This window comes from Labrys neptuniae (assembly GCF_040797145.1).
Lineage (GTDB): Bacteria > Pseudomonadota > Alphaproteobacteria > Rhizobiales > Labraceae > Labrys > Labrys neptuniae.
The window spans coordinates 1,498,426-1,522,927 of record NZ_JBFNQD010000001.1 but is presented as its reverse complement, the minus strand read 5'-3'; the positions used below and the strand labels follow the sequence as shown (position 1 = coordinate 1,522,927).

The following is a 24,502-nucleotide window of genomic DNA, read 5'->3' as shown; positions in this document are numbered from 1 at the left end:
GTTCGTTCCAGCGCCGATCGGCCGTTGTGCATGTCGCAAAAAGGTCGGAAGCGAACGTCATAGAAACGCTTGATTGATTGGGCTGCTTCGGCGGCCGAAAGGGATACGGATAGAATGTCTTGGAAGAGTCTTGGATGCCTGGCGCTGGTTTTGGCGCTTCACGGCCCTGCGCGCGCGTCAGATGCGACGCCCATTCTCGTCGTCGATGTCGCGAATGATCAGGTGCTCCATGCCGAGGAGGCAGGGCGTCCCTGGTTTCCAGCCTCGACGACCAAGTTGATGACGGCCTTCGTCACCTTCGAGGCCATTCGCGCCGGGCGCGTGTCGCTGGAGACGCCGGTGGTGCTTTCCAAACATGCGGCGAGCCAGAAGTTCCTCGACTCGGGTCTGCATGTCGGCAGCACCATGACCATGGAAGACGCTCTTTTCGCCATGATTTCGGGCTCCACCAATGATGTCGCCATGGCCATCGCCGAACAGGTTGCCGGCTCGGAGGAGGCCTTTGTCAAGTCGATGAACGACGCCGCCAGGCGATTGGGAATGACAGGAAGCCGATTTGTGAACCCGAACGGATTGTTCGATCGCCGGCAGAAGTCGACGGCGCGCGACATGGCGCTGCTGGGCATCGCCATTGACAGGCAGTTCCCGCAATATCGTCGCTTCTTCGAGACGTCGGCTGTCGTCATCGACGGAAAGACCGTGGAATCGCACAACGAGTTGCTGACCCGTTTTGACGGCGCCAGAGGCCTGAAGACGGGCTATCTCTGCGCGTCGGGCAACAATGTGGTCGCTCTTGCCGAAAGAGGCGGGAGGCAGGTCATGGTGGTCGTGATGGGCGCGACGACCGAGCGCGAACGCAACGAACGGGCGGCGATGTATCTGACCCAGGCGTTTACCGGCGAGCTCTCGCCCGACAACACCACGCTCTCCGCCCTTGCCAACGACACCAAGCGCAGCCCCCCGGACATGCGGGCAAAGCAATGCGGCGAGCAAACGCGGGACTATGAGCGGACGCGCGATGCAGCTTATCCCATGGGGCTGCCTGGGCAGACCAGCTATCTCGCGCAGGCCGAGGCCGCCAAGAAGGTACGCCAGATCACGACTTGGCTGACCCCCAGCCCCGCCAAGCCCGAAAAGACCTCGACCTCCGCCAAGCCGAAGCGGGGATGATGCGGCGAGGTTCAGTCCTCGCCGCCATCGGCAGGCCGCGTCACGCAGCCGCGCTGGCGGTGCACGCCGCTGCCGCTTGCGTCGGGAGCCTCGATGCTGGCGCCGACGCTGCGTGAGCAATAGGTCGACCCTCGCTCATCGGCGCTGTAGGTCGCGCTGCCAACCCCAACGCCTGCACTGCAGCTGGTGAGGGCTGCTGCGGCTGTAAGCGCGAGGGTTGCGGATAGAGCAAAGCGCGATTTTCTCGAATCGCTCTTTTTCTCTAACTTATTGTTCTGACGCGCTTTCTTAATCGAAAGGTCTATCAACTTTTCTGGAAAACGCTTTAGAATCTTCATCATCGTCTTTCCTTTGGGAATCGAATCTCGTCGAACAGGAAAACGCCCTCTCTCACAAGATTTCGCTAAGAATTTGAACACGCGCCATATTCGGCTTCGGCATGGCGAGCGGTCAAAGACCGTGCCTCAGATCCGGTGCATCCGGCGCCAGTTCGAGCCTATCGGCGGCCGGCGGCCGCAGCAGGGCGGCTGCTTCTCCAGGCTTGGTCAGCGGATCGAGCCAGAAGGCCATGGCGTCGGCCTCGATCAGCACCGGGCTGCGGTCGCCGAGCGCCGCCAGCGGGCCGCTGGCATCGGTGGTGAGAAGACCGACCGTGTCGATCTCGCTGCCGTCATGACCCGACCAGGTCTCCCAGATGGCGGCCAGGGCCATGAGGCCGCCGCCGGGCCGGCGCAGCAAATAGGGCCGTTTCGTGCGCCCCTGCTTTTGCCATTGGTAGAAACCGTCCGCCGGTATCAGGCACCGCCGCCGCGCAAAGGCGTTGCGGAAGGAAGGCTTCTCCTGCACCGTCTCCGAGCGGATGTTGATCAGCAGCGGATAGCCGGCCGTGTCCTTGATGAAGGCCGGGATGAAGCCCCATCGCATGAGAGTGAAGTGCCGGGCCGAGAAGTCGGCATGCACGACGGCAACAGGCTGGCTCGGTGCGATATTGGTACGCGGCGGGAAATCCGGCTCCTCGACATAGCCGAACCAGTCCCGAACCTCTCGTGGCGAATGGGTGAGCGCAAAACGGCCGGTCATGACCTCGAAAGGGGTTGCGGGGCAGGGCGCCGCCGCCAATAGTGGCGCCATGACGGAAGCGCCGCGATCCTATCCCGCCAGACCGATTCTTGCAGCCAGCATCGCTCTCTTCCGCGATGGCAGGGTGCTGTTGGGCGAGCGGGCGCGAGCACCGGGCCAGGGTTTGTTCTCGCTGCCGGGTGGTGTGGTGGAACTGGGTGAAAACCTGGAAGCGGCGGTAAGGCGGGAAGTCCATGAGGAGACCGGGCTGGAGATCGAGATCGCCGGCTTCGTCCGCCATCACGAGGTGATCGCCCGTGATGAAGCGGGGATCGTGCAACGCCATTTCGTGGTGGCGGTCTTCGCGGGGCGTTCGGAGCAGGGGGAGCCGCGGCTCAGCGAGGAAACCTTGAGCTTTCGCTGGGCCGATGCCGTCACCCTCGACGGCCTGCCGCTGACCGACGGACTGGCTGATATCGTTGCCGCTGCCAGGAGGATGCTGTGAGCGGCCGCCAGGTCCTGCCAGCCGCCTTGCTGGCATTCGGAACGATCGTGGCAGCGGCCTACGCTCAGACGCCGCCGCCCAAGCCGGTGCAGCCACCGCCGGCGCCAACGGCTCCGCAGATCGCCCCCTATGAGCCGCAATTGCTGCGGCTCGCCGAACTGATGGGAGCCTTGCACTACCTGCGCGGCCTGTGCGGCTTTGCGGATGCGCCGGCCTGGCGGGACAAGATGAACGCGCTGGCCGAGGCACAGGGCTTCGACGAGGCCGCCAAGGCACGCTTCGCCGGTGCCTTCAATCGCGGCTATCGCAGTTTCAGCGAGAGCTATCGCAGCTGCAACGAAGCTGCCGGGACGGTGATCCGTCTCTATCTCGATGAGAGCGGCAGCATCATCAAGGCACTGGAAGCGCGTTACGGCCGTTAACGATTAATTTGGAAGTGTCTATTCCTGGGACACCAGCATGCTATGGTCCGGTTCGCCCGCAGCCATCGCTGCGGCAGGATTTTGTCATGTATGATCGCGTTACCCATCTGAAACAGCAATTCGCCGCAGACGATGCCCGGCGGGCAGCGCTCGACTATCTGCTGCAGGCCTGGGAAGAGGCCATTCTTGATGGCATCGACGGCGATTGCGTGGCCAATGCGGCTCTTTTTGCGGCCTTCAAGGAATTGGTCGCGACCTATGGCGAGGAACCCGTCGCCCGCTTTGCCGAGCGCCTGCCCGAGCGGGTGCGCAATGGCGAGTTCACGGTCAAGGGAACCCATCAATAGAATGTGACGGACGGCAGGCGTCCGGGAAGGCTCGCATTCGGACGCGGCTGTGGCTAGGCTGGCGCCGAGCGAATACCGTGATTCGCCTGATCCCGGATTGATGCCGCCCATGCGCCTGATAACCCTTGCCGCTCTCGCAGCCACCCTGTTCGGCGCCGTGCCGTCGCAGGCGGCCAACGATACGACCAAGAATGCGCCGGGCTCGTCACCGCCCGTCAGCACCCAGACCCCCACGGTGACGGTCACCACGCCCGCAAATGACGACAGCGCAGCCTCCCAGGCCACGCCCCAGGTCTTCTATGGTGACTCCGACCTGCCGGCACCGGTGAGGGAACTGCGGCAGAAACTGCTGACGGCGATCAAGACGGGCGAACTTGAATCACTGCGCCCGATCTTTGCCGCCAATGGCGGCAATCCGGATCTGCCCGGTGGCGAGAGCGACGATCCGATCGCGACGCTGAAGCTTCTGGCCGGTGATCCGAAGGGCCGGGAGATCCTCGCCATCATGGATGACGTGCTCGAGGCGGGCTATGTCCATGTCGATGTCGGCACGCCGCAGGAGGCCTATGTCTGGCCCTATTTCGCGCGCTATCCCCTCAATAAGCTGACCGGCCCGCAGATGGTCGAGCTGTTTCGCCTGATCACGGCCGGCGATTTCCAGGACATGCAGGACAAGGGCGTCTATTCCTTCTATCGCCTCGGCATCAGCCCGCAGGGCAAGTGGCAGTTCTTCGAGGACGGGGATTAATCGCGTCGGTTGTCGCTCGCTCTATGGCAGGCGCACTGAGAAAATAGGATATCGAGGCATGACCGGCCTGACGGCGCGGTATGATTCGGATGAGGTGGAGCTGGAACGCGAAACGACGCTGCGCGATTTTCAGCAGTGGATGATTCACAGCTTCGGCCTTCAAGAGCAGGACGATCTTAGGCGACGTATTGGCGATGAGGCGCAGATCAAGCAAATGCTTTCGCCGATCTTTGATGAAATGAGGGACGGTGACAGTCTTTGGCTGTGCCGCAGCATCGTCCTTGGCCCGCTTTTGGGCCATAGAGGCATTGCCCTTGTTCGAGCAGGTCGTCCTTTGATCTATCTAAAGATCTTGAACTATTAGCTTGGCGATGATGCTCCGCCGATTTCGTTCCTTGCACTACGCCTGCATCAAGGTGGCGACATGCACGGCGCTGGAGCGGGCGAGGGCGGTCAGATCATAGCCGCCTTCGAGCACGGAGACGATGCGCCCGCCTGCGGTCCTGGCTGCGAGATCGATCAGCACCGAGGTCGCCCAGGCATAATCCTCCTCGACGAAATTGAGCCCGCCAAGCGGATCGCGCTCATGGGCATCGAAACCGGCTGAAATCAGGATGAGATCCGGCGCGAAGTCCTGCAGGCGCGGCAGGATTACGTTCTGCATGGCCTCGCGGAATTCGCTGCCGCCCTGGCCGGGCCTGAGCGGGGCATTGACGATGGTGCCGGCCTCGCCGGTTTCGCTGGGCGCGCCCGTGCCCGGATAGAGCGGCATCTGGTGGGTGGAGGCATAAAGCACGCTGGGGTCGTTCCAGAAGATCGCCTGGGTGCCGTTGCCGTGATGCACGTCGAAATCCACGATCGCCACTCGCTCGGCGTCATGCGCCTTCTGGGCGTGGCGGGCGGCGATGGCGACATTGTTGAAGAGGCAAAAGCCCATTGCCCGTTGCGGCTCGGCATGGTGGCCGGGCGGGCGCGAGGCGCTGAAGGCGTTCTTGGCCTTGCCGGTCATGACATGGTCGACCGCCAGCGTCGCACCGCCGGCGCCGCGCAGCGCTGCCTCGAAGCTGCCCGACGACATCGAGGTGTCGCCGTCGAGCTGCGCCAAGCCCTCATCGTCATGCGGGCTCAGGCGCTGCAAGGTTTCGACATAGGCGCGCGGATGGCAGGCCTCGATCATGTCGATCGAGGCCTCCGGCGCTTGGACGCGCTCCAGCCCGTCAAACAGGGGAGTAGCCAGCACGGCTTCCACCGCCAGGATGCGGTCGACCCGCTCGGGATGCCCTCGCGGCGTCTCGTGGCGGGCATAGGCCGGGTGCGTGACCAACAGCGTCGTCATGCCGGATATCTCCCTGCGACCTATGGCGTCCTGCGATGTGCCGACATCGGCAAGAACCACAAGGACGCGTCGAAATGAAGGACTAGAGCAAACAGGCGTTTCCGTCTAAACGCGCTTTGCTCTAGTGCATGGCCTCCCCGATTACCACGCCGGGGGGCGGTACGGAATCGTCGGGCACGAAGAAGTCGGGCGCCAGGGTTTCGCCCGGGACCGCGCGATAGGCTTCGAAATCGGTGACGCCCTCGCCATAGAGAAAGGTGTCGTCGATCAGGAAGTTGCCGGTGAAGCTGACTGGCTTGTGGAAGATGCGATAGGCGGCGTCAGCCAGGATGTCTGGCTTGCGCGAGCGGCGCATCAGGGCGTCGCCGCCGAGGATGTTCTTGATCGCGGCAGTGGCGATGGTCGTGCGGGGCCACAAGGCGTTGACGCCGATACGCCCGCGCGTCTCGCCGGCAAGGCCGAGCACCACCAGGCTCATGCCGTATTTGGCGATGGAATAGGCGGTATGGGGCGCGAACCACTTCTCCTTCATGTCGAGAGGCGGTGACAGCATCAGGATATGCGGCTGCTCGGCCTTTTCGAGATAGGGCAGGGCGGTCTTCGAGACCAGGAAGGTGCCCCGCGCGTTGATCTGGTTCATCAGATCGTAGCGCTTCATGTCGGTATCGGCGGCCTTGGTCATCTGGATGGCCGAGGCGTTGTTGACCACGATGTCGATGCCGCCGAACTGCGCCGCCGTCTTGGCGAAGGCGTCCTTGACACTGTCCTCGTCACGCACGTCCACCACCAGCGGCAGGGCCTTGCCGCCCGCCTTTTCGATCTCTTCGGCGGCCGTATAGATGGTGCCTTCGAGCTTGGGGTGGGGGGTTTCGGTCTTGGCCGCAATGGCGATGTTGGCGCCATCCCTGGCTGCCTTCAAGGCGATGGCGAGCCCGATGCCACGCGAGGCGCCAGTGATGAACAGGGTTTTGTTGGCAAGCGACATTCAGGAGTCCTGTCAGAGAACGGTTTCGAGTCCGGCGGCAACGTAGCCGCTAACCGCGCTTTCTGCGAGCCCCTCGGCCTGCGGCGAAATCTGCGTGGCATAGAAATGTGCGGTGTCGATGCGCAGGCGGTTGGCGGGCTCGTGGGGATCGATGGCGGCGGCGGCCAGCGCTTCCTTCACCACCACGGCGCCGCCGGCGGCGATGGCGAAGACGCGCAGATAGGGCGTGGCGCCGGCCAGGACGTCTTCGGGCCGCTCGCGGGGCGCCAGCATATAGGCCGTGGCGCGCTTCAGGGCATCGACGGAGCGCCCTAACGAGGGTGCGAGCGCGGCGAAGCGCTCGCTGGCCGCGGCGGCCGCGATGGTTTCCCGTAGTTCGGCGATGAACGCCCTGACAACGTCCCCGCCTTCGAGCGGTAGCTTGCGGGTGACGAGGTCGATCGCCTGGATGCCGTTGGTGCCCTCATAGATCGCGGCGATGCGGGCATCGCGGAAATGCTGGGCGGCGCCGGTTTCCTCAATATAACCCATGCCGCCATGGATCTGGACGCCGAGCGAGGCGACTTCGTTGCCGATATCGGTGGAGAAAGCCTTGGCCACAGGGGTGAGCAGGGCCGCGCGGTTGGCAGCTTGTCTACGCCTGTCGACATCGGTCTCGTGATGGGAGCGATCGATTGCCGCGGCGAGAAGGTAGGAGATGCCGCGGGCTGCCACGGTCTTCGCCCGCATCTCCAGCAGCATGCGCCTTATATCGGGATGTTCGATGATCGGGCTCATGCCGCCATTCTGCCAGAGCGGGCTCTTGCCCTGGCGGCGCTCGCGCGCATAGGCGAGCGCCTGCTGATAGGCCCGCTCGGCAATGGCGACCCCCTGCAGACCGACGGCGAGGCGGGCATTGTTCATCATGGTGAACATGCAGGCCAGGCCCTTATGCTCCTCGCCGACCAAATAGCCGATGGCGCCGCCCTCGTCGCCGAACACCATCACGCAGGTCGGCGAGCCATGGATGCCGAGCTTGTGCTCGAGGCCGGAGCAGAAGGCATCGTTGCGCCGGCCCGGATTGCCCTCGGCATCGGGCAGATATTTCGGCACCAGGAACAACGAGATGCCGCGCGTGCCCGCCGGCGCGTCGGGAAGGCGGGCAAGTACCAGATGCACGATGTTGGGCGTCAGGTCGTGGTCGCCATAGGTGATGAAGATCTTCTGCCCGAAGATGCGGTAGCTGCCGTCGTCCCGCCGTTCGGCTCGGCTGCGCAGGGCGGCGAGGTCGGAGCCGGCCTGCGGCTCGGTCAGGTTCATCGTGCCCGTCCACTCGCCGCTGACCAGCTTGGCGAGATAGGTCTCGCGAAGATCCGGCGTGGCATGGGCGGCGAGCGCCTCGACCGCGCCCATGGTGAGCACAGGCCCGATGCCGAAGGCCATCGAGGCCGAGTTCCACATTTCCAGGCAGGCGGCATTGAGCAGCAGGGGCAGGCCCTGGCCCCCGAATTCGACCGGCCCCGCCAGGCCGTTCCAGCCGCCGCCGCTCCAGTCGGCATAGGCCTCGCGCCAACCGGGAGCGGTCACCACGCCCTGCTGCTCGAGCCGGGCGCCGACCCGGTCGCCCTCGCGATTGAGCGGAGCAATGCGATCGGTCGCGAAATGGCCGGCTTCCTCCAGGATGGTGTCGACGAGATCCGGTGTTGCCTCGGGGAACAGCCCCTCGCTCTGCAGCGCATCGACATCGGCGACGTGACGAAGCGAGAAGGCAATGTCGGCGACAGGCGCTTGATAGGTCATTGTTGGTTCTTGAACTCCATTGCGCGCCTTCGACCTTGACGGAATGCGTGGCTACGGGCAATGGCGCATCACGCATCGATCAACAAAAGAGCGGACGGCGAGCCCGGATGACACATCGAAACACTCTGCATCTCGGGGCGGACCCATCTTCCCTGGCGACGGCGGGACGCATCCTGGTGGAGGGGGGGCTGGTCTCCTTTCCCACCGAAACGGTCTATGGCCTGGGCGCCGATGCCACCAATGGCCGGGCGGTCGCAGGCATCTACGAGGCCAAGGGCCGTCCGCGCTTCAATCCGTTGATCGCCCATCTCGCTTCTTTCGAGCTCGCCCGTGGCCAGGGCGTCTTCTCGCCGGCGGCCGAGCGCCTGGCGCTGGCGTTCTGGCCGGGACCATTGACTCTGGTGGTGCCGAAGGCGCCGAGCTGCACGGTCAGCGAGATCGCGACCGCTGGGCTCGACAGCGTCGCTTTGCGCGTGCCCGACCACCCCGTGGCCCATGCCGTGCTCGAGGCGGTCGGCCGCCCCGTCGCCGCACCCTCGGCCAATCGCTCCGGCCATGTCAGCGCCACCACGGCCGCCCATGTCGCGGCCGATCTCGATGGCCGCATCGATGCCATCGTGGATGGCGGCGCCACCCAGGTCGGTGTCGAATCGACCATCCTGTCGTGCCTCGGCGATCGCGTGGCGATGCTGCGTCCCGGCGGCCTGTCGCGGGACATGATCGAGGACGTGCTCGGCTTTGCGCTCGCCGAGGGGCCGGAGGGCGCCGGCGACGAGCCGGTGGCGCCTGGCATGCTGGCGTCCCACTATGCGCCTCGGGCCCATGTCAGGCTCGATGCCGAGGAAGCCGGACCGGACGAGGCTTGGCTCGGCTTTGGCCCGGGTGGGGATGGGCGGGCTCGCATCGCTGCCAATCTCAGTCCTAGCGGCGATCTGACCGAGGCCGCCGCCAATCTGTTCGGCATGCTGCGCCTGCTCGACCGGGCCGACATTCATGCCATAGCCGTCGCTCCCATTCCCGGCGACGGACTGGGAGAAGCCATACGCGACAGGCTCGCTCGCGCTGCCGCCGAACGATAGGGCAACTGGCCGGCGACTCGCCCGGCTGAACGGGTGGTGCTGACGTCACCGGGATGGAGGTGTCGTGACACCGTGTCATGTCGCCGATTAAGTGGCTCCGTCCTTCGCGGTCTTGCTTCCTGGCCGCCGCAGGTGAAGGGTGCAGTCCTCGAGGAATAAATTTTTGTTGATCGGATAAGTGCGGGTTAGGCAGTTGGTGTCAGGCGCTGACAGCGAATTCAGCATATCCCCACATCTTGGTTCGACCTTCGTGGCTTTTGGCCCGACGTGATCCATCCGAGTTCATTTTTGTAATGATTCCAGAATGATAGATATTGCGGTTTTGTCGGGGGCGGTCAGTAAGACGCGTAACCGTTGAATGGTTTGCCAAGCCTGGAACTTTGGACGAGAGCCGGCGTTCTCTTATCGCCCGTCTGCCGAATGCTGGCCTCAGTGGAAAAACAGAGACTAACCGTAGGTTGAACCAGCCGGGAAAGTATGTTTCCTGTGGTATGACGCTGGGTAGTTGCTGGGGGGCGCTGAGTAGCAAAGACAATTACCCGATCATGGAGATCAATTGTTCGAGCGAAGGAGACGCGATGTCGCACCATGTTCTTGTGGCCTGCATGCCGAAATCGGCTTCGACATTCATAAGCAGTGCCATAGCAAACGCGGTGAACCTTAATTCAATCAATTTGATTCCAAGTTACGGACGCCGCGAGCAGGAACTTTGTGAAATCTGCCTGGCCCAAAACGCCAAGCTCGACTATGTCGCGCAGCACCATATCAAGCATAGCACCTGGACCGAGGAGCTGTGCAGCGACTACGATGTCTCCATCATCGTCCTGATCCGCAGCCTTTTCGATGTCGTAGTCAGCATCCGGGACCATGTGCATCGCGAGAGCCCGGTCAATCCCTTCTTCTATCTCGACAAGCAGCATTTGAGCCGGGACCGAGCCGAGCTCGAGCACATGATCGCCATGCTGGCGATGCCCTGGTATATCAATTTCTACATGGGGTGGCGCAGCTCGAAGGCCGCGCGGATCTTCATGTATGAGGATTTCATTGCCGATCCGGACAAGGCGATAGGCGAGATGCTGACGTTTGCCGGTATCCCGGCAACTACGGCGCAAATTGCCGCCGGCCTGGAGGCTGCGAAATCCAAGGGCAGCCGCATCAATGTCGGCAAGGCCGGTCGCGGCATGGACCTCAAGCCGGAGACGGTCATGATGATCATGGACATGATGGCGGCCTATCCTGAAATTCAGGATGACCCCTATGTCCAGATGATGAAGACACAGGCTGCGCGTATCCTTGCCGCGGGGACCGACCAGGTTGCCGCGCCGTCGCCGCTTCCGGCTGCCGCCGGGGCGACACTCCGTCCTTCCTTTGCGATGCGGGCGAGGCGCTATTTCAGGCGCAAGATGAGGCTGCTGGGCAAAAGACGAAACCCGCTCATAGCGGCGGGATTGCTGGCCATCGCCGGTCTTTATTACGCTTTCCTGTACAATCTGATTCCGAATTCGCTGATGGGCGGGCGCATCGATGATCTCATCGTGCCGGCCGCCTGTGTTTTCGTCGCTGCCAAGCTCTTGACGAGGACCAAGGTCAGGCCGGTTCCGGTGCCATTCAGGGCAACCGATGCTGCAGCCTCGGTGTCATCGCACTGATCTTGGCCCGGGAAGGTCGCGCCCGGGGGGGCATCCCTGCCGATGCCCCCGGTCGCCGTCACGGTCAGGCCTGCAGAAGGCTTTCTGCGCTGACATAAGCCAGATTATGCGCTTCCGCGACCGGGTGGCAGGTGATCTTGCCATCCACGACGTTGAGGCCGTTGCGCAGATGCGCGTCGTCGCGCAGCGCCTGCTTCCAGCCCTTGTCGGCCAACGCCACTGCGAAGGGCAGGGTGACGTTGTTGAGCGCGAAGGTTGAGGTGCGCGCCACCGCGCCCGGCATGTTGGCGACGCAGTAATGCACTACGCCATCCACCACATAGGTCGGGTTTGAATGGGTGGTTGCCTTCGAGGTCTCGATGCAGCCACCCTGGTCGATCGCCACGTCGACGATCACTGCGCCAGGCTTCATGCTGCGCACCATGTCGCGGCTGACGAGCTTGGGAGCCGCCGCGCCGGGAACCAGTACCGTGCCGATCAGGAGGTCCGCCCGCTTCACCAGTTCCTCGATGGCCGAGCGGGTCGAGAACACGGTGGAGATCGACGTGCCGAACTGGGCGGCAAGCCGCTTGAGAGCCTCGGCCGAGCGGTCGACCACGGTGACTTTCGCCCCCATGCCGACGGCAATCGTCGCCGCATGCGTGCCCGAGACGCCGCCGCCGAGAATGGCGACCTCGGCTGCCGGAACGCCGGGAACACCGCCCAGCAGGATGCCGCGCCCGCCCTGGGCTTTCTCCAGGCTGTGGGCGCCGACCTGCGGTGCCAGGCGACCGGCGACTTCCGACATCGGCGTCAGCAGGGGCAGGGCGCCGGTGGCCGAGGTCACGGTCTCATAGGCAATGCAGACGGCGCCGGAGGCGACGAGGTCATGCGTCTGCTCCGCATCGGGTGCCAGGTGGAGATAGGTGAACAGGATCTGGCCCTGGCGCAGCTTCCGGCGCTCGACCGCCAGCGGTTCCTTCACCTTGACGATCATCTCCGCCTTGGCGAAGAGGATGTCGGGGTTGTCGACGATCTCGGCACCGGCGCCGATATAATCGGCATCCGAGAGGCCGGCGCCGACGCCGGCATTGGTTTCCACCCAGACCTTGTGCCCGTGATGCACCAGTTCCGCAACGGAAGATGGGATCAGGCCGACGCGAAATTCATTGTCCTTGATTTCCTTGGGGACGCCGATCAGCATTGTTTTCGCCTTGTATGGTGATGAAGCCAGCCCTTGTCGTCGGGCTTTAGGCTAGAAAGGCATGTTGGCGCGGAAATCGCGCAATTTCTCGCGGAAAAGTCTGGTGTTCAGGGCGTTCTGTCGCATAGTATGCGACAAATTGATCCAATGATCGCTGTTTATGCCAAGATCCGAGATCTCGCTCGATATCCGCGACCGTGCCATTCTCAGGCTGTTGCAAGCCGATGGGCGCCTGACCAATGTCGACTTGGCAGAGAAGGTCAATTTGTCGCCCTCCGCCTGCTTGAGAAGGGTCAAGCTTCTTGAAGAGCGCGGACTGATCTCGCGCTATGTCATGCTGCTCGATGAGAAGGAAGCTGGCCTGCCGGGGGTGGCCTTCGTGCTCGTCACGCTGGACCAGCAGGGACGCGGTGCGCTCGATGCCTTCGAGGCGGCGATCCAGCGCCATCCCGAAGTGACGGAATGCTGCCTCTTGGCCGGTGCCGCCGACTATATGGTGCGGGTCGCCTATGCCGATGCCGCTGATTTCGAGCGCATCCACACCGAGATCCTGACCCAGCTTCCCGGTGTGGTCCGCGTGCAATCGACACTGGCTTTGCGCAGCGTCAAGAAGACGACTGCGCTGCCGGTGTGAGGAGAGGGGCGGTCTTCAGACCGTCTCCGTGCCCTTGATCTCGATGCCGAAGCCCGAGAGGCCGATATAGGTGCGCGGCTTGGTCGAGAGCAGCTTGATCGACGAGACATCGAGGTCGCGCAGGATCTGGGCGCCGAGCCCGACCTCGCGCCACTGCTCGTTGCGCGCGGCTTCCGAGCCGTGGTCCGAGCCGTGCGTCACCATGGGGACGCCCGCAGTTCCGTCGCGCAGATAGACGATCACGCCCCGGCCTGCTTCCTTGAACTTGGCGAGGGAGCTGCCGAGCGTCTTGGCGCCGCCGAACACATCCGTCACCACGTCGGCGCGGTGCAGGCGGGTCGGTACGTTCTCGCCGTCCCCGATCTTGCCATAGACGAAAGCGAGTTGCTGCACCTCGTCATAGGGCGTGGTGTAGGCGTAGGCGGTGAGCGGTCCGATCTCGCTTTCCACGGTGAAGGTCGCCACCCGCTCGACCAGCTTTTCGCGGGCCTGGCGGAAGGCGATGAGATCGGCGATCGAGACCACATGCAGGCCATGGGTTTCGGCGAAGGCCGCGACTTCGGGGCCACGCTTGACGGTGCCGTCATCATTGGCGAGTTCGCAGATCGCGGCGACCTGGGGCAGGCCGGCGAGCTTGCACAGGTCGGTGGCTGCTTCGGTGTGGCCGGAGCGCATCAGCACGCCGCCTTCCTTGGAGATCAGCGGGAAGATGTGGCCGGGGCGCACGAAATCCGTGGCGCCCATATTGGGATTGGCGAGCGCCCGCACCGTGTTGGCGCGCTGTTCGGCCGAGATGCCGGTGGTCAGGCCGTGCTTGACGTCGACAGTGACGGTGAAGGCCGTGCCGAGCGGGGCGTCGTTCTGCGACACCATGGGATCGAGGCGCAGGCGCTTGGCCTCTTCCAGCGTCAAGGGGGCGCAGACGATGCCGCAGCAATGGCGGATGATGAAGGCCATCTTCTCGGTGGTGAGATGACTCGCGGCGATGATCAGGTCGCCTTCGTTCTCGCGGTCGTCGTCGTCGACCACCACCACGATCTCGCCACGGGCAAAGGCCTCGATGGCGGCCTGAATCTTCTGATGGGACACGACAGTCTCCTTGAGGGTGTCTCGAACCGGGGCAAGGCCCAGAAAATCATTGGGAGTGACGCTGCCACCGGTTGCTTCGGCAATGCGCGCGGCGGTCTCGCGGGAAATCCACGCCGTCTCGTCATTGCACAGGGCGGTGATGCTCGCAGGCGACAGCGCCACCGTCTTGGCGAAGGCACTGCGGGGGGTGGCGGTCTGTTTGAGCCAGGCGTCGAGTTTCATGGTGCCAAGGTAGGCACGAAGAATTTTAATTTCAACCGAAATGTGGAATGAATTTCAGTATTACTGAAAAATCAATATTATCAGATCCCGATCAAGGCCCGCAAGGTCGGCGTGGCGAGGTCGAGAGCCAGGCCGACGGCGACTCCGGCTGCGAAAATGCCGACATAGGTCCAAAGCGTGCTGTCACGATGCCAGGCAACCGGCTTGTCGTGACGCAGTTTCAGCATCATCGAAAGGGGCAGGGGCTCCCGCACGATGGGGGCGAGGGCGGCATGCAAGGCTTCGCTCTGGCGCTGCCAGGTGGCGGCACGCTCGCTGCCCTGGGGATCGGTTTCCAGCGCTTCGCGCGTTTCGCGCTCGACCCGCGCGGAGAGCCGGCCATCGACCAGGGCGTTGAAGATCCGGTCGGGAATGCGGGTCGGTTCGGTCATTTCACGATCCGCAGCACGGCATGGCGCTGGCCGTCCACCTGGCGCGAAAAGGCCTCGCGAGCCCGGGTGAGGCGGGCGATGAAGGCTTCTTCGCGCACCGCCAGCACGGCCGCCGCCGTCTCATAATCCAGGCCTTCGATGATGATCAGCGCCAGGACCTCGCGATCGGTCAGGGGCAGGCGGTCGAAGGCGCGCAGGATGTCGGGATGGCTGGAGCAGCCGGCCTTCATCGGCGGCCGCTGTGCCTTGAGCTGGTTTTCCCGGTCGTCGAGGTCGCGGCGGCGGGCGATCAGCGCCGTGAGCAGGCGGGGATAGTCGAGACGCTTGCCTTCATGCGCGGACAGGATCTCCAGGACCAGCGCATCCGCCCCATCGGAATCATGGCTGAGCGCCCGGGCAAAGCGCCTCAGGCGCTGGACGACGGCTTCTATCTGCTGGCCCATCGGTCGATCCTCCGGCCGCCCCCCCGGCTGGCCGCTTCTCCCTGCGGATTGAGCCGGAAATTCGCGCTGGGCGCGCCTCTCGGCACGCCTTGCCGCATCATACTGCGCAGCTTTTTGGGGGCCAAGCATTTTGGCGATGACGGAGCCTATGCAGAGGGTAAATTTATCACGCCGGCCAGCAGGATGAGCCCGAGCGCAAAGACCATGAAGGCAAGGCCCATTTCGAGCGTGCGCACCGTGACGGCGGCGGCAAAGCTCTGCGGGGCGGCAAGGCGCACGGCCAGGCTCTTGGCCATCACCGCGACGGTGGCGATGACGGCGATGGTGAGGGCGGTGCCCAGGCCCATGGCGAAGGTCGCGATGATGCCCGAGCCGTAGATTCCCTGCCGCCAGGCGAACACCAGCACGATGATGGCACCCGTGCAGGGCCTGAGGCCGGCGGCCAGGATGGCTCGCATATTGTTGCGCTTGGCGGTGTCGCTGTCGGTCGGCAAGGCGAGATGCCCGCAATTGGCGTCATGGACGTGGATGCTGGCGCCGGGCAGGCCGAAACGAGCGGCGATCAGTCCCCAGAGCGCGCGACCCTTGCGCCAGAACAGCCAGGCGCCGACCGCCATCACCATGAAGTTGGAGAGACGCTCCAGCATCAGGGTGGAGGCATCCATGGTCTGGGCGGTAACGTTGAGGATGGCGGCCAGCACCGACACCATGGCGATGGCGGACAGCGCTTGCACCAGGGCGAAGGCGCCGGACAGCGCGATGCCACGCTTCACCGCCTCGTCATTGGCGAACAGATAGGAGGAAATCACCGCCTTGCCATGGCCGGGGCCGGCCGCGTGGAAGACGCCATAGCCGAAACTGAGGGTGATCAGCGCCAGGCTGGCCGTGCCGTTCTGCTTGGATTCCTTCAAGGCATCGACGAGCAATTGGTAGTAGCGCGCCGTCTCGGTGAGGATCCAGGCCAGGAAGGGACTGGCGGGACCGGTGATCGATTGTTCGGGCCGGCTGATACCAAAGGGCGTGCTTTTCTGGGCCAGCGCTTCGCCGGCCATCAGCATAAGCAGGACCAGGACGGCTGGTGCCGCCTGCGCGACCCGCTTGGCAAAACGGCCTGTCCCCGCGATCACGGGCAGTTCACCTGGATGTTGTTGGCGAATTTGGCACCGAAATCCTTGTTCTGGTCCAGTGCGCTGAAATAGGCCTCGTCGAGCTGCAGGGCGGCGGCCTTCTGGTCCTCGCTCGGCGGCTTGGGCCTGATGACGTTGAGTGCGCAACCCTGTGGGGAACCGTCGAGTTTGGCAGGGGTCTCGTCATCAAGGGTGAACGCGACATAATAGGTCGGGTCGTAGATCTGGATTGCCAAGGCCTTCTGCCCCTGTGTCTGCGGGGAGGACAGGGGCAGGAAGAAATGCAGGGTCAGGACGCCGTTGGTAAAGTCGAGGTAAGGATCGACCGGATCCTTGAACAAAAGCTCCTTGCCGCCGAGCTTGGCAAAGGTGAAGTAGCCGAAATCCTTGAGGTTCTCGACATTGGTCTGGGCCAGAGGAGCGAGAGCCTCGCGGGTGTAGCCACCATTCGCGCTCTGCTGCAGCCCCTGCGTGGCATAAGAAGAAAAGGCCTCGTCGAAGGTCCAGTGCTGCTTGACGCCGGTTACTCGCCCCTTGTCGTCGTAGACGATCTCGCTGGCCGAATTGACGAAGACATGCGGATGGGCCGCAGCCCGTCCAATGAGACAACCGAGCAGCACGGTGGCGAGAAGAAGCGAACGCATGAACGATCCGGTTTGCAGAGGGCGGGAGCTGTAGCGATTCACCACTCGGAGGGTTGTAACCCGCCGAGTGGGGCGGAAGCATGGCGCTCCCTAGAGCAAAGCGCGTTCAGGCGTGAATGCTTTTTTGCTCTGACTCTTTGGTTCGACGCGTCTTTGCGATGCTTGGTGATTCAACCAAATCGCAAAACGCCACAGCCTTTGGTCCGGGAGCGCGCTGTTTGATAACAGCTTCCGGCTTCGGAACCTGTCAACGCGGCCGGGTTGTCCCGAACTCTTCACGGGCGCGGGAACTCAGCGCCCGCGCGCCGCTCGCATTTCTCAGAAGCCCTCCAGCACGATCTTGCCCTTGGCGCGCCCGCTTTCGATCAGGGCGTGGGCCTGCTTCAAATTTTCGGCATTGATCGGACGCAGCACCTGGCTGAGCGTGGTGCGGATCCTGCCTCCGTCGATCAGTGCGGCGACCTCGTTCAGCAGTTTGCCCTGCTCGTCCATGTCCGGCGTCTGGAAGATCGGGCGGGTGAACATCAGTTCCCAATGGATCGAGGCCGCCTTGCGCTTGAAGCCCATGATGTTCAAGGCTTCGGGATCGTCGATGAGCCCGAACCGGCCCTGCGGGGCGATCAGTTCGACGATCTCGTCGAGGTGGCGGTGGGTCTCGGTGGTGGAAAAGACGAAGGCGGGTGCTCCGATTCCGAGCGCTGCAATCTGTTCGGCGATCGGCTTGCTATGGTCGATGACGTGATGGGCGCCCAACTCGCGTACCCAGTCCTGCGTTTCCGGGCGCGAGGCAGTGGCGATGACCGTCACATCGGTCAGCGCGCGGACGAGCTGGATGGCAATCGACCCGACCCCGCCGGCGCCGCCGACGATCACGATGGCATTGGCTGCTCCGGGCACGGGGCGGCGAATGTCGAGCCGGTCGAACAGCATCTCCCAGGCCGTGATGGCCGTCAGCGGCAGGGCCGCAGCCTCGGCATTAGAGAGGCTTTGGGGTTTGTGGCCCACGATGCGCTCGTCGACCAGATGGAATTGGCTGTTGGCGCCGGGCCGGGTGATCGAGCCGGCATAGAACACTTCGTCGCCGGGCTTGAAGGCGGTTACCGCCTCGCCGATTTCGGCCACCCTGCCGACCGCGTCCCAACCCAGCACCTTCCACTCACCTGCTTCGGGCGAAGCCCTGCGGCGCACCTTGGTATCAACCGGGTTGACGGAGATAGCCGCGACCTCGACCAGGATGTCGCGGCCGGTTGCCTTGGGCCGGGGCAGCTCGACGTCCTCGAGCGCCGTCGTGCTGTCGATGGCACCCGCCGTCCTGTATCCGATTGCTTTCATGGCTCGTTCCTCGTCGCTGATTGCTATGGGCGGAACTTGTCCCTATGATTGGTTATCGTCAATATGCACAAAAAACGCCTATAGTATCAAAAAGGATACTGTCATGGCCAAAGCGCGCCATTCGCGGTTCGATTGCACGCCGGGCTGTTCGGTCGAGGCGGCCATCGGCCTGATCGACGGCAAGTGGAAGTCGATCATCCTGTTCCATCTGCTCGCCGGCACGCTGCGCTTCAGCGAGATCCGCCGCCACATCGCCAATGTCACGCCGCGCATGCTGACCAACCAGTTGCGTGAACTGGAGGAGGACGCGCTGATCGAGCGCAAGGTCTATGCGCAGGTACCGCCCAAAGTGGAATACAGCCTCTCCCCCCTCGGCCGCAGCATGGAGCCGGTCCTGCTGGCGCTGAAGGCCTGGGGGGATGCCCATATCGGCTTGTACGGCAAGCCGCATGCCGCCGAAAAGGCAGACGCGGCCTGATCCATCCCAGGAAAGCCGCCGCCGTCAGCCCTGGAGCGTGGCGACGTCGATCACCTGGAAACGCCCGCCATCCTCTTGGCGAAACAGGCCGAGGCGGTCGATGCGCAAATGCGGGGCGACCTCGAGCTCCTGGGCTCGGGCGTCCAGGCGTTCGCCGATGGCCGAGGCATTCTCGATGGCGCCCGACAGCGTCATGTGAAAGCGGAATTCTTCGAGCACATGGGGGTAGCCATGGGCATGGAGATAGCCACGCTGGCGCTCGCTCAGGCGGTCCGGGTTGCGGCGCGCGATTTCGGAGGGCGTGAGCGGCGCACGCAGCCTGTCGAAATGCCTGACGATGCTGCCTTCGAGGACGGCCAGCTCGGCCGGCGGTTCTGCCGGCACCATGGCGAGAAAGGCGCGGCCGTCACGCGAGGAGGGGATCGGGCGGATGACCCAGGCGCCGAGATCGACCGGCCGATGGGTCTTGGCGAAGGCAACGAAGTCCGATGCAAGAGCCGCTTCGTCCACGCCCTCGGCCGTACAGAAGGGAGCCTTCAAGGTGGCATGGAAGCCATAGAGCCGAGGATCGGCGGTCATCTCATGCCAGGCGGACGCCGAGGCGAGGGCAGGGTGCCATTGCGGCACGTCCCGGCCGGTAAAGGCATCGTAGCCCAGGACTTCGCTGCCGAAGCGCCAGAGCGCCGAATCTGCAGCGGGCACATAATAGATCGCGTAGCGTGTCGTCATTCTCGAACATCCATAAACCTGCTCTGCAGCATCGAACTTGATCCTGGAGGTAAGATCGATGCCATAATTTGTTGTTTCGAAAGCCCTTTTATTAAAAGGCCGATATCCCCCCTCGGCTCGATGGGCTAGAGCCCGAGGGCCCCGCCATCGGCGCGCGGGTCGTGCACCGCCTCGATGCGTCCGTCCCTGATGTGACGGACGAGCGCGCCAGCATGGCCGAAGCTGTCTGCATAGGGCTGGCCGATGTCGATGGGATGACCAGCGCGGTCGAGCGCGTTGAGGAGGCTTTCGTCGAATCTGTCTTCCAGCTGGAGCACGGATTTCCTGGTCTTCCCGTCGCGAGCGAGGACGAAACGCGGGGCATCGACGGCAGTCGCAAGGTCCTCGCCAAGGCGATAGCGTGAGAACAATTGCGCCAGGATCTGCGGCTGGGCATCGCCGCCCATGGTTCCGAAAGGCATCACCCGTCCGTCGGCAAACAGGGCCATGGCCGGGGCAAGCGTATGGAAGGGCAGGCGCCCGGGCGCCAAAGCGCGCGGCGAGCGGGCGTCTAGCGAAAAGGCAAGGCCACGATTCTGCATCAGCAGGCCGGTCTTCGGTAGGACCAGGCCCGAACCGTAGTCCCAATAGATCGATTGGATGTAGCTGACGGCAAGGCCTTCCTTGTCGATCGCGCCCATCCAGACGGTGTCGCCCTTGGCACCCTGCGGGGAGGAGGGGGCAGCGCGCGCCATGGAGATCGCCGCGGCTTCGCGCTCCAGGAAGGCCGGGGTGAGGAAGGCGCCCGGATCTGCGCTCATCGAGGCAGGATCGGCAATCTCGCGATCGGCGATGGCCGAGGCCCGTTTGGCCGCCTCGATCAGGCCATGGAGGTGTTCGAAGCCGCCTGCTCGCTTGAGGCCGAGGCGTTCGGCGAGGCCGAGGATGATCAGGGTGGACAGGCCCTGCGTCGGCGGCGGCAAACTAGAGAGCGTGACCCCCGGCAGGGCGAGGCTCAGCGGCTCGCGCAGCCGTGCTTCATAGCGTCGGAAATCCTCCCGCGTGACGAGGGCACCGGCGCGGTCGAGATCGGCGGCGATCTCGCGGGCCGCGTCGCCACGATAGAAATCGTCGAGCCCGGCATGGGCGAGTTGCTCCAGCAGACCCGCGAGAGCCGGCTGCAGGAGGCGGTCGCCGGCCTTGGGGGCTTCGCCTGATGGCATGAAATGGGCTGCGAAGCCCGAAACGGCCTTGAGTTCATCGATCTCTGCCGCTTCGACGCGGGCCTGCGAGGCCGAGACGGTAATGCCGTCGCGGGCATGGCGGATGGCGTCTTCCAGCAATAGGGCCACAGGTAGCCGTCCCCCGAAAGCCCTGGCCATCTCGGCGGCGATCTGCCAGCCGGCGATTGCGCCGGGAACCGTGAGGCTGGAGAGGACGCCGCGAGACGGCACTTCGTCATAGCCGAGATCGCGCAGGGCCGAGATGGTGGCCCGGCTGCCGGCGGGGCCGCAGGCCTGGATCGCCCGGACGCGGCGGCTTTTGTCGGCCACCAGCCAGAAACCGTCACCACCCATGCCGTTCATATGCGGATAGGTGACGGCGATGGTGGCCGCCATGGCGATCATCGCCTCGATGGCATTGCCGCCCTGGATCAGGATGCGCTGGCCGGTTTCGCTGGCCGGATGATGGGGCGTGGCGACGGCAGCGTGACCGAAAACGGGGGGTTCCATGGGCAGGGGACTTTCCAAGCGAAGGCTTACATGGACGATTTGTCATCTCATGCACCCCGAGATCCATCGGGAATCCAAAGGCGCCTGAAAACAAGGCGTTAGCGCAGGAGTGCCAATTCGCTCCAGCGTGCTTCGTTCCAGAAGGGGCGTAGCAAAGCGCGGCGCGATGGTATAGAGGCATGGGACGACATTCACGGAAGCCGCCAGGGAGCCGCCTTTGCCCAGCTCTGACAAATCCATCAATTGGACCAGCCTGATCACCATTTGCTCGGTTGCCGTTCTGATCGGCACCGAGTTGCTCGGTGCGGCCTGGGCTTCCGGCTGGGCGCTGGCGGGATTTTTCCAGCTCGGCCCCACGGTCGAGGTCATCCTGCAAGGCGTGTTCGGCCTGATAGCCCTCTATGCCATTTTCGTCTTCCTGAGGCAGGCCAGCCGGGTCGAGCCGATTTTCAAGCGTGAAGGCGCCAGCTCCTAAGGCGCAAGGCCCTGAACCGCCATCCGGCGGCGGGATGGCGAAAGCCGTCGAAGGCAGCCTCGCCGCGCGCTCGCTGCATGGCCTGTTTCGCCTGCTGAGGGTGAAGGATTGGGCGAGGCCGCCGGTTCTGAAGGCCTTGATCCGCCTGAGCCGCCATACCGGTCCTGCACTGCCTCCCGCCCGTTTGCGCAATCTCTGCGAGATCCGGCAGGACATGGCGCATGGTGACCGCGTATTCCACCTCGGTCCACGGGATGGCGGGCAGACGCCCTTCCATCTGCTCTACTTGCATGGCGGCGCCTATTCGTTTGCGATCAGCTTCCTGCATTGGCGTTTTCTCGAAGATCTGATCCGCCGTACCGGCTGCAGTGTCACGGTGCCCTTCTATCCTCTGGCTCCGGAAAACGATCCTCGCGACGTGCTGGCGAGCGTGCTGGCGCATTACACGGATCTGTGTGCCCGCATCGCCCCGGAGCGCATGGCGGTGATGGGCGATTCGGCTGGAGGCGGGTTGGCACTCGCGCTGGCCCAGGCCCTGGTCTCGGCCGGTCGGCCCCAGCCGGGCCAGATCGTCCTGCTCTCGCCCTGGCTCGACCTCACCATGGAGGATCCCGCGACGCTGGCTCATAGGCCACATGACCCGGTGATCACGCCCGAGGCAGCACGTGTGGCGGCGCGCCTTTATGCCGGTGACCTGCCGCTGGACGATCCCGGTATCAGTCCGCTTTATGGCGAGATGCGGGGGCTGGCTCCGGTCGCCGTCATGACCGGCACGGCCGATCTCCTCAATCCCGAGGCCCACAGGCTGGTGCAGCGTCTGGAGGCGGCGGGACAGCCCATTGACCTCCTCGAGCAGGCTGGCATGGTGCATGCCTGGATGCTGCTGCCGCTGCCGGAGGCCGTACGCGCGCGGGGGCAGATCGGCGATCTGCTCAATGCGCGCTTCCGGCCGGAGGGCAAGGTGACCCATCCGGCCTGATTTCCGGCCGCTCAGGTCAAGAGCCGCGCCGGTCTCTTCGACCAGACGAGGCGGTAGTAACAGGCCTGAAACAGCAGATTCGCGGCGAACCCGGCCGCATAGCCGATCCAGATACCGGACAGGCCGAGCTTTGCATCGAGCAGGCAGGCCAGCGGTACCTCGACCAGGGCGATGGCGGCCATGAACAGCACCATCGGCACCAGGACCGTACCATCTGCCCGCATGACCCCGCTCAGCACCGCCGACCAGCCGGCGAGCACCACGCTCCACAGCACGATGCGCAGCAGACCTGCGGCGGCAAGAGCCGTGGCGGAATCGGTGATGAACAGGCCGATGGCCACCGGGGCAAGCAGATAGGCGGCCACCACGAAGGCGCCCGTGGTAACCAGGTTCAGACGCAGCCCCGTTGCCAGGATAGGCCCGATGGCGCCTGGCTTGCCCGCGCCGATGCTGTGGGAAGCCAGGACCGTCGCCGTGATGCCCAGCGACATCACCGGAAACTGCACCCAGCTCATGATCTGATTGATCGCGCCGTAGCTGGCGGTTGCGCCGATGCCGTGCCGATTCACCAGGCCAAGCAGCACCAGTTCCGCCACTGCCAGGCTCATCATCTGGCCGGCGGTCGGCAAGCCGATGCGCAGGATAGCCGGAACGAACGAAACATCGAAGGCAGGTGACAGCGATGGCGCCAGTGGATGTCGGCGGCGGCGCCAGTGCCAGGCAAGCCAGAGCAGCGACAACGCATAGGCGCCGATGGTGGAGACGGCGGCGCTCGCGATGCCGAGACGAGGCAGTCCCGCCCAGCCCTCGATCAAGGCTGGCGTGGCGACAAGAGACAGTGCGGTTGCGAGGAGGAGCACGAAGAGCGGCGAGACGGTATCGCCGACGCCTCTGCTCATCGAGGTGACGAGCCAGAGCAGGAAGATCACGGGGCAACCCACTGTGATCAGGCGCGCATAGTCGATGGCCGCCGGCAGGATCGTCATGGGCGTGCCGAGGGCCTGCAGCAGGCCGGGAACGGCGAAGTGGCCGAACAGGGCGATCGGCAGGCTGAGGGCGAGCATCATCACGATGGCGGTGGCGGCGATACGGCGAACGCGCGGGCGATCGCCTGCCCCCCAGGCTTGGCCGATCAGCACGGCGGCGCCGCTGCTCAGGCCGATCACCAGCGAGAGCGCCAGGAACAGGATCGGAAAAAAGGCCGATACCGCGGCAATGGCCGGCAGGCCGAGCAACTGGCCGATCCAGATGCCGTCGAGCGTGCCGGAGGCGGCCTGGAGGACATTGGTCAGCATCATGGGCAGGAGGATGCCGAGATAGAGGCGCCATAGGGGGCGGGAGGCGGGAGACGATGACATGGCGGATACCGGGCAAGCGCATGCAATCCGGGCGGCGGACCGCTAGGTGCATGCGGGAAATCGACGGGTGAAAATCAGGCAGGAATCGGTAGTTCCGTCAGCGGTAACAGGCGTGAATCGACCAGTGCGGCGGTGCGGTGCCCGAGCCCGGCGAGATAGTCCCGGTCTTCGGCAAAGGCGAGGAAGCTCTGCACCGAGGCCTGCCGGATCAGCATGACCAGGTCCCAGCGTTCGGTTTCGGGGCCGATCAGGAACGCACCACCGTTCCCGAGAAACTGAACTTCGCCGCCACTTCGGGACACGAAGGGCAGGGTGTGGACGATATATCGCCGGAAGGCTTCCTCGCCGGTGATCGGCGCGGCGGGGGCGAGATCCGGCGACGCGGAATAGTCGGCAACCTCACGAAAACGCAGGAGATTGAGCATGGTGATGGGGCCGGCAAGGCCCCGCGTCACGAAGGCTCGTCCGGCCTCCTGCGTAGGAGAGAGAAAAGGCGGCATGATTTTTCCTCGGCATTCTGCGGAGTCCAGCCTGGGCAGGCACTTGTCTGCCGCCGAACGGGTGGACTGTGAATGGCGGCCCTTATA

Annotated in this window: 28 protein-coding genes; 12 read left to right on the top strand and 16 right to left on the bottom strand. The window is 64.2% G+C overall.

Translation table 11 applies throughout. The features are described 5' to 3' along the window. Positions 1-114: 114 nt before the first annotated feature. On the top strand, positions 115-1,170 hold the full coding sequence (locus tag ABXS05_RS07325; protein WP_367623403.1) for a D-alanyl-D-alanine carboxypeptidase family protein: 1,056 nt from the start codon (positions 115-117) through the stop codon (positions 1,168-1,170). Positions 1,171-1,181: 11 nt separating this feature from the next. On the opposite strand, the gene ABXS05_RS07320 is transcribed toward ABXS05_RS07325, so the two are convergent. Further along, positions 1,182-1,511: a hypothetical protein gene (locus ABXS05_RS07320; protein ID WP_367623402.1), complete on the bottom strand. Its 330-nt coding sequence runs from the start codon at positions 1,509-1,511 to the stop codon at positions 1,182-1,184. A gap of 109 nt (positions 1,512-1,620) precedes the next feature. Beyond that, on the bottom strand, positions 1,621-2,250 hold the full coding sequence (locus ABXS05_RS07315) for an SOS response-associated peptidase (RefSeq protein ID WP_367623401.1): 630 nt from the start codon (positions 2,248-2,250) through the stop codon (positions 1,621-1,623). On the opposite strand from ABXS05_RS07315, the gene ABXS05_RS07310 reads away from it, so the two are divergent. From ABXS05_RS07310 to ABXS05_RS07290, 5 genes are all read left to right on the top strand, one after another. Continuing rightward, complete coding sequence (locus ABXS05_RS07310; RefSeq protein WP_367623400.1) at positions 2,249-2,734, top strand: NUDIX hydrolase; 486 nt, start codon at positions 2,249-2,251, stop codon at positions 2,732-2,734. The two genes, ABXS05_RS07315 and ABXS05_RS07310, sit on opposite strands and share 2 nt — an antisense overlap. Beyond that, the gene (locus ABXS05_RS07305) at positions 2,731-3,156 is read left to right on the top strand and encodes a TIGR02301 family protein (protein WP_311942275.1); all 426 of its coding nucleotides are present in this window, start codon (positions 2,731-2,733) and stop codon (positions 3,154-3,156) included. The genes ABXS05_RS07310 and ABXS05_RS07305 overlap by 4 nt, the downstream gene beginning before the upstream one ends. 86 nt (positions 3,157-3,242) lie before the next feature. Then, positions 3,243-3,503, top strand: a complete 261-nt coding sequence (locus ABXS05_RS07300) for a hypothetical protein (RefSeq protein ID WP_068284643.1) — start codon at positions 3,243-3,245, stop codon at positions 3,501-3,503. 109 nt (positions 3,504-3,612) lie between these two features. Beyond that, entirely contained in the window at positions 3,613-4,251 is a 639-nt protein-coding gene (locus ABXS05_RS07295) for a hypothetical protein (protein ID WP_367623399.1), read from the top strand. 58 nt (positions 4,252-4,309) lie between these two features. Next, complete coding sequence (locus tag ABXS05_RS07290) at positions 4,310-4,615, top strand: hypothetical protein (RefSeq protein ID WP_367623398.1); 306 nt, start codon at positions 4,310-4,312, stop codon at positions 4,613-4,615. A gap of 36 nt (positions 4,616-4,651) precedes the next feature. Here ABXS05_RS07290 and ABXS05_RS07285 read toward each other — a convergent pair whose 3' ends face one another. The 3 genes from ABXS05_RS07285 to ABXS05_RS07275 all read right to left on the bottom strand — a co-directional run bounded on the left by ABXS05_RS07285 (position 4,652) and on the right by ABXS05_RS07275 (position 8,351). Continuing rightward, positions 4,652-5,587 (bottom strand): histone deacetylase family protein, encoded by a 936-nt coding sequence (locus tag ABXS05_RS07285; protein WP_149251667.1) that lies wholly within the window; start codon positions 5,585-5,587, stop codon positions 4,652-4,654. 121 nt (positions 5,588-5,708) lie between these two features. Beyond that, positions 5,709-6,572 carry an SDR family oxidoreductase gene (locus ABXS05_RS07280; RefSeq protein ID WP_311942287.1) on the bottom strand — a complete coding sequence of 288 codons (864 nt, stop codon included), beginning with the start codon at positions 6,570-6,572 and terminating at the stop codon, positions 5,709-5,711. A gap of 12 nt (positions 6,573-6,584) precedes the next feature. Further along, the gene (locus ABXS05_RS07275) at positions 6,585-8,351 is read right to left on the bottom strand and encodes an acyl-CoA dehydrogenase family protein (protein ID WP_367623397.1); all 1,767 of its coding nucleotides are present in this window, start codon (positions 8,349-8,351) and stop codon (positions 6,585-6,587) included. Positions 8,352-8,458: 107 nt separating this feature from the next. Between ABXS05_RS07275 and ABXS05_RS07270 the strand changes: the two genes are divergently transcribed. Further along, positions 8,459-9,430: an L-threonylcarbamoyladenylate synthase gene (locus tag ABXS05_RS07270; RefSeq protein WP_367623396.1), complete on the top strand. Its 972-nt coding sequence runs from the start codon at positions 8,459-8,461 to the stop codon at positions 9,428-9,430. A gap of 458 nt (positions 9,431-9,888) precedes the next feature. Then, positions 9,889-11,079 (top strand): sulfotransferase domain-containing protein, encoded by a 1,191-nt coding sequence (locus tag ABXS05_RS07265; RefSeq protein ID WP_311942297.1) that lies wholly within the window; start codon positions 9,889-9,891, stop codon positions 11,077-11,079. 64 nt (positions 11,080-11,143) lie between these two features. Here ABXS05_RS07265 and ald read toward each other — a convergent pair whose 3' ends face one another. Continuing rightward, positions 11,144-12,262, bottom strand: coding sequence for an alanine dehydrogenase (ald, locus tag ABXS05_RS07260; protein ID WP_367623395.1), 1,119 nt, complete (start codon positions 12,260-12,262; stop codon positions 11,144-11,146). Positions 12,263-12,422: 160 nt separating this feature from the next. On the opposite strand from ald, the gene ABXS05_RS07255 reads away from it, so the two are divergent. Next, positions 12,423-12,896, top strand: a complete 474-nt coding sequence (locus ABXS05_RS07255) for an Lrp/AsnC family transcriptional regulator (RefSeq protein ID WP_068284623.1) — start codon at positions 12,423-12,425, stop codon at positions 12,894-12,896. 15 nt (positions 12,897-12,911) lie between these two features. On the opposite strand, the gene ribB is transcribed toward ABXS05_RS07255, so the two are convergent. The 6 genes from ribB to ABXS05_RS07225 form a co-directional block, all read right to left on the bottom strand. Next, positions 12,912-14,207 (bottom strand): 3,4-dihydroxy-2-butanone-4-phosphate synthase, encoded by a 1,296-nt coding sequence (gene ribB, locus ABXS05_RS07250; protein WP_311942301.1) that lies wholly within the window; start codon positions 14,205-14,207, stop codon positions 12,912-12,914. An 80-nt stretch (positions 14,208-14,287) separates the two neighbouring features. Further along, the gene (locus ABXS05_RS07245; protein WP_311942303.1) at positions 14,288-14,638 is read right to left on the bottom strand and encodes an anti-sigma factor family protein; all 351 of its coding nucleotides are present in this window, start codon (positions 14,636-14,638) and stop codon (positions 14,288-14,290) included. After that, positions 14,635-15,081: a sigma factor-like helix-turn-helix DNA-binding protein gene (locus ABXS05_RS07240; protein WP_311942305.1), complete on the bottom strand. Its 447-nt coding sequence runs from the start codon at positions 15,079-15,081 to the stop codon at positions 14,635-14,637. The genes ABXS05_RS07245 and ABXS05_RS07240 overlap by 4 nt, the downstream gene beginning before the upstream one ends. Positions 15,082-15,227: 146 nt before the next feature. Beyond that, on the bottom strand, positions 15,228-16,208 hold the full coding sequence (locus ABXS05_RS07235; protein ID WP_367623394.1) for a nickel/cobalt transporter: 981 nt from the start codon (positions 16,206-16,208) through the stop codon (positions 15,228-15,230). Next, on the bottom strand, positions 16,205-16,852 hold the full coding sequence (locus ABXS05_RS07230) for a DUF1007 family protein (RefSeq protein WP_311942309.1): 648 nt from the start codon (positions 16,850-16,852) through the stop codon (positions 16,205-16,207). Before ABXS05_RS07230 ends, ABXS05_RS07235 begins: the two co-directional genes overlap by 4 nt. 318 nt (positions 16,853-17,170) lie before the next feature. After that, positions 17,171-18,184, bottom strand: coding sequence for a zinc-binding alcohol dehydrogenase family protein (locus ABXS05_RS07225; RefSeq protein WP_311942311.1), 1,014 nt, complete (start codon positions 18,182-18,184; stop codon positions 17,171-17,173). 103 nt (positions 18,185-18,287) lie between these two features. On the opposite strand from ABXS05_RS07225, the gene ABXS05_RS07220 reads away from it, so the two are divergent. Continuing rightward, positions 18,288-18,662, top strand: a complete 375-nt coding sequence (locus ABXS05_RS07220) for a winged helix-turn-helix transcriptional regulator (RefSeq protein ID WP_311942313.1) — start codon at positions 18,288-18,290, stop codon at positions 18,660-18,662. A gap of 24 nt (positions 18,663-18,686) precedes the next feature. Here the strand turns inward: ABXS05_RS07220 and ABXS05_RS07215 are convergent, their stop codons facing one another. Together ABXS05_RS07215 and ABXS05_RS07210 are read right to left on the bottom strand one after the other, a co-directional pair. After that, entirely contained in the window at positions 18,687-19,391 is a 705-nt protein-coding gene (locus tag ABXS05_RS07215) for a DUF1045 domain-containing protein (protein WP_367623393.1), read from the bottom strand. 125 nt (positions 19,392-19,516) lie between these two features. Beyond that, complete coding sequence (locus ABXS05_RS07210; RefSeq protein ID WP_437178632.1) at positions 19,517-21,103, bottom strand: gamma-glutamyltransferase family protein; 1,587 nt, start codon at positions 21,101-21,103, stop codon at positions 19,517-19,519. A gap of 217 nt (positions 21,104-21,320) precedes the next feature. Here ABXS05_RS07210 and ABXS05_RS07205 point away from each other — a divergent pair, with 217 nt between their 5' ends. Then, positions 21,321-21,578, top strand: coding sequence for a hypothetical protein (locus tag ABXS05_RS07205; RefSeq protein WP_367623392.1), 258 nt, complete (start codon positions 21,321-21,323; stop codon positions 21,576-21,578). A gap of 34 nt (positions 21,579-21,612) precedes the next feature. Then, entirely contained in the window at positions 21,613-22,557 is a 945-nt protein-coding gene (locus tag ABXS05_RS07200) for an alpha/beta hydrolase fold domain-containing protein (protein ID WP_367623391.1), read from the top strand. An 11-nt stretch (positions 22,558-22,568) separates the two neighbouring features. Here ABXS05_RS07200 and ABXS05_RS07195 read toward each other — a convergent pair whose 3' ends face one another. Beyond that, positions 22,569-23,915 (bottom strand): MATE family efflux transporter, encoded by a 1,347-nt coding sequence (locus tag ABXS05_RS07195; protein WP_367623390.1) that lies wholly within the window; start codon positions 23,913-23,915, stop codon positions 22,569-22,571. A 74-nt stretch (positions 23,916-23,989) separates the two neighbouring features. Beyond that, positions 23,990-24,415, bottom strand: a complete 426-nt coding sequence (locus ABXS05_RS07190; RefSeq protein WP_367623389.1) for a DUF1330 domain-containing protein — start codon at positions 24,413-24,415, stop codon at positions 23,990-23,992. Positions 24,416-24,502 lie beyond the last annotated feature (87 nt).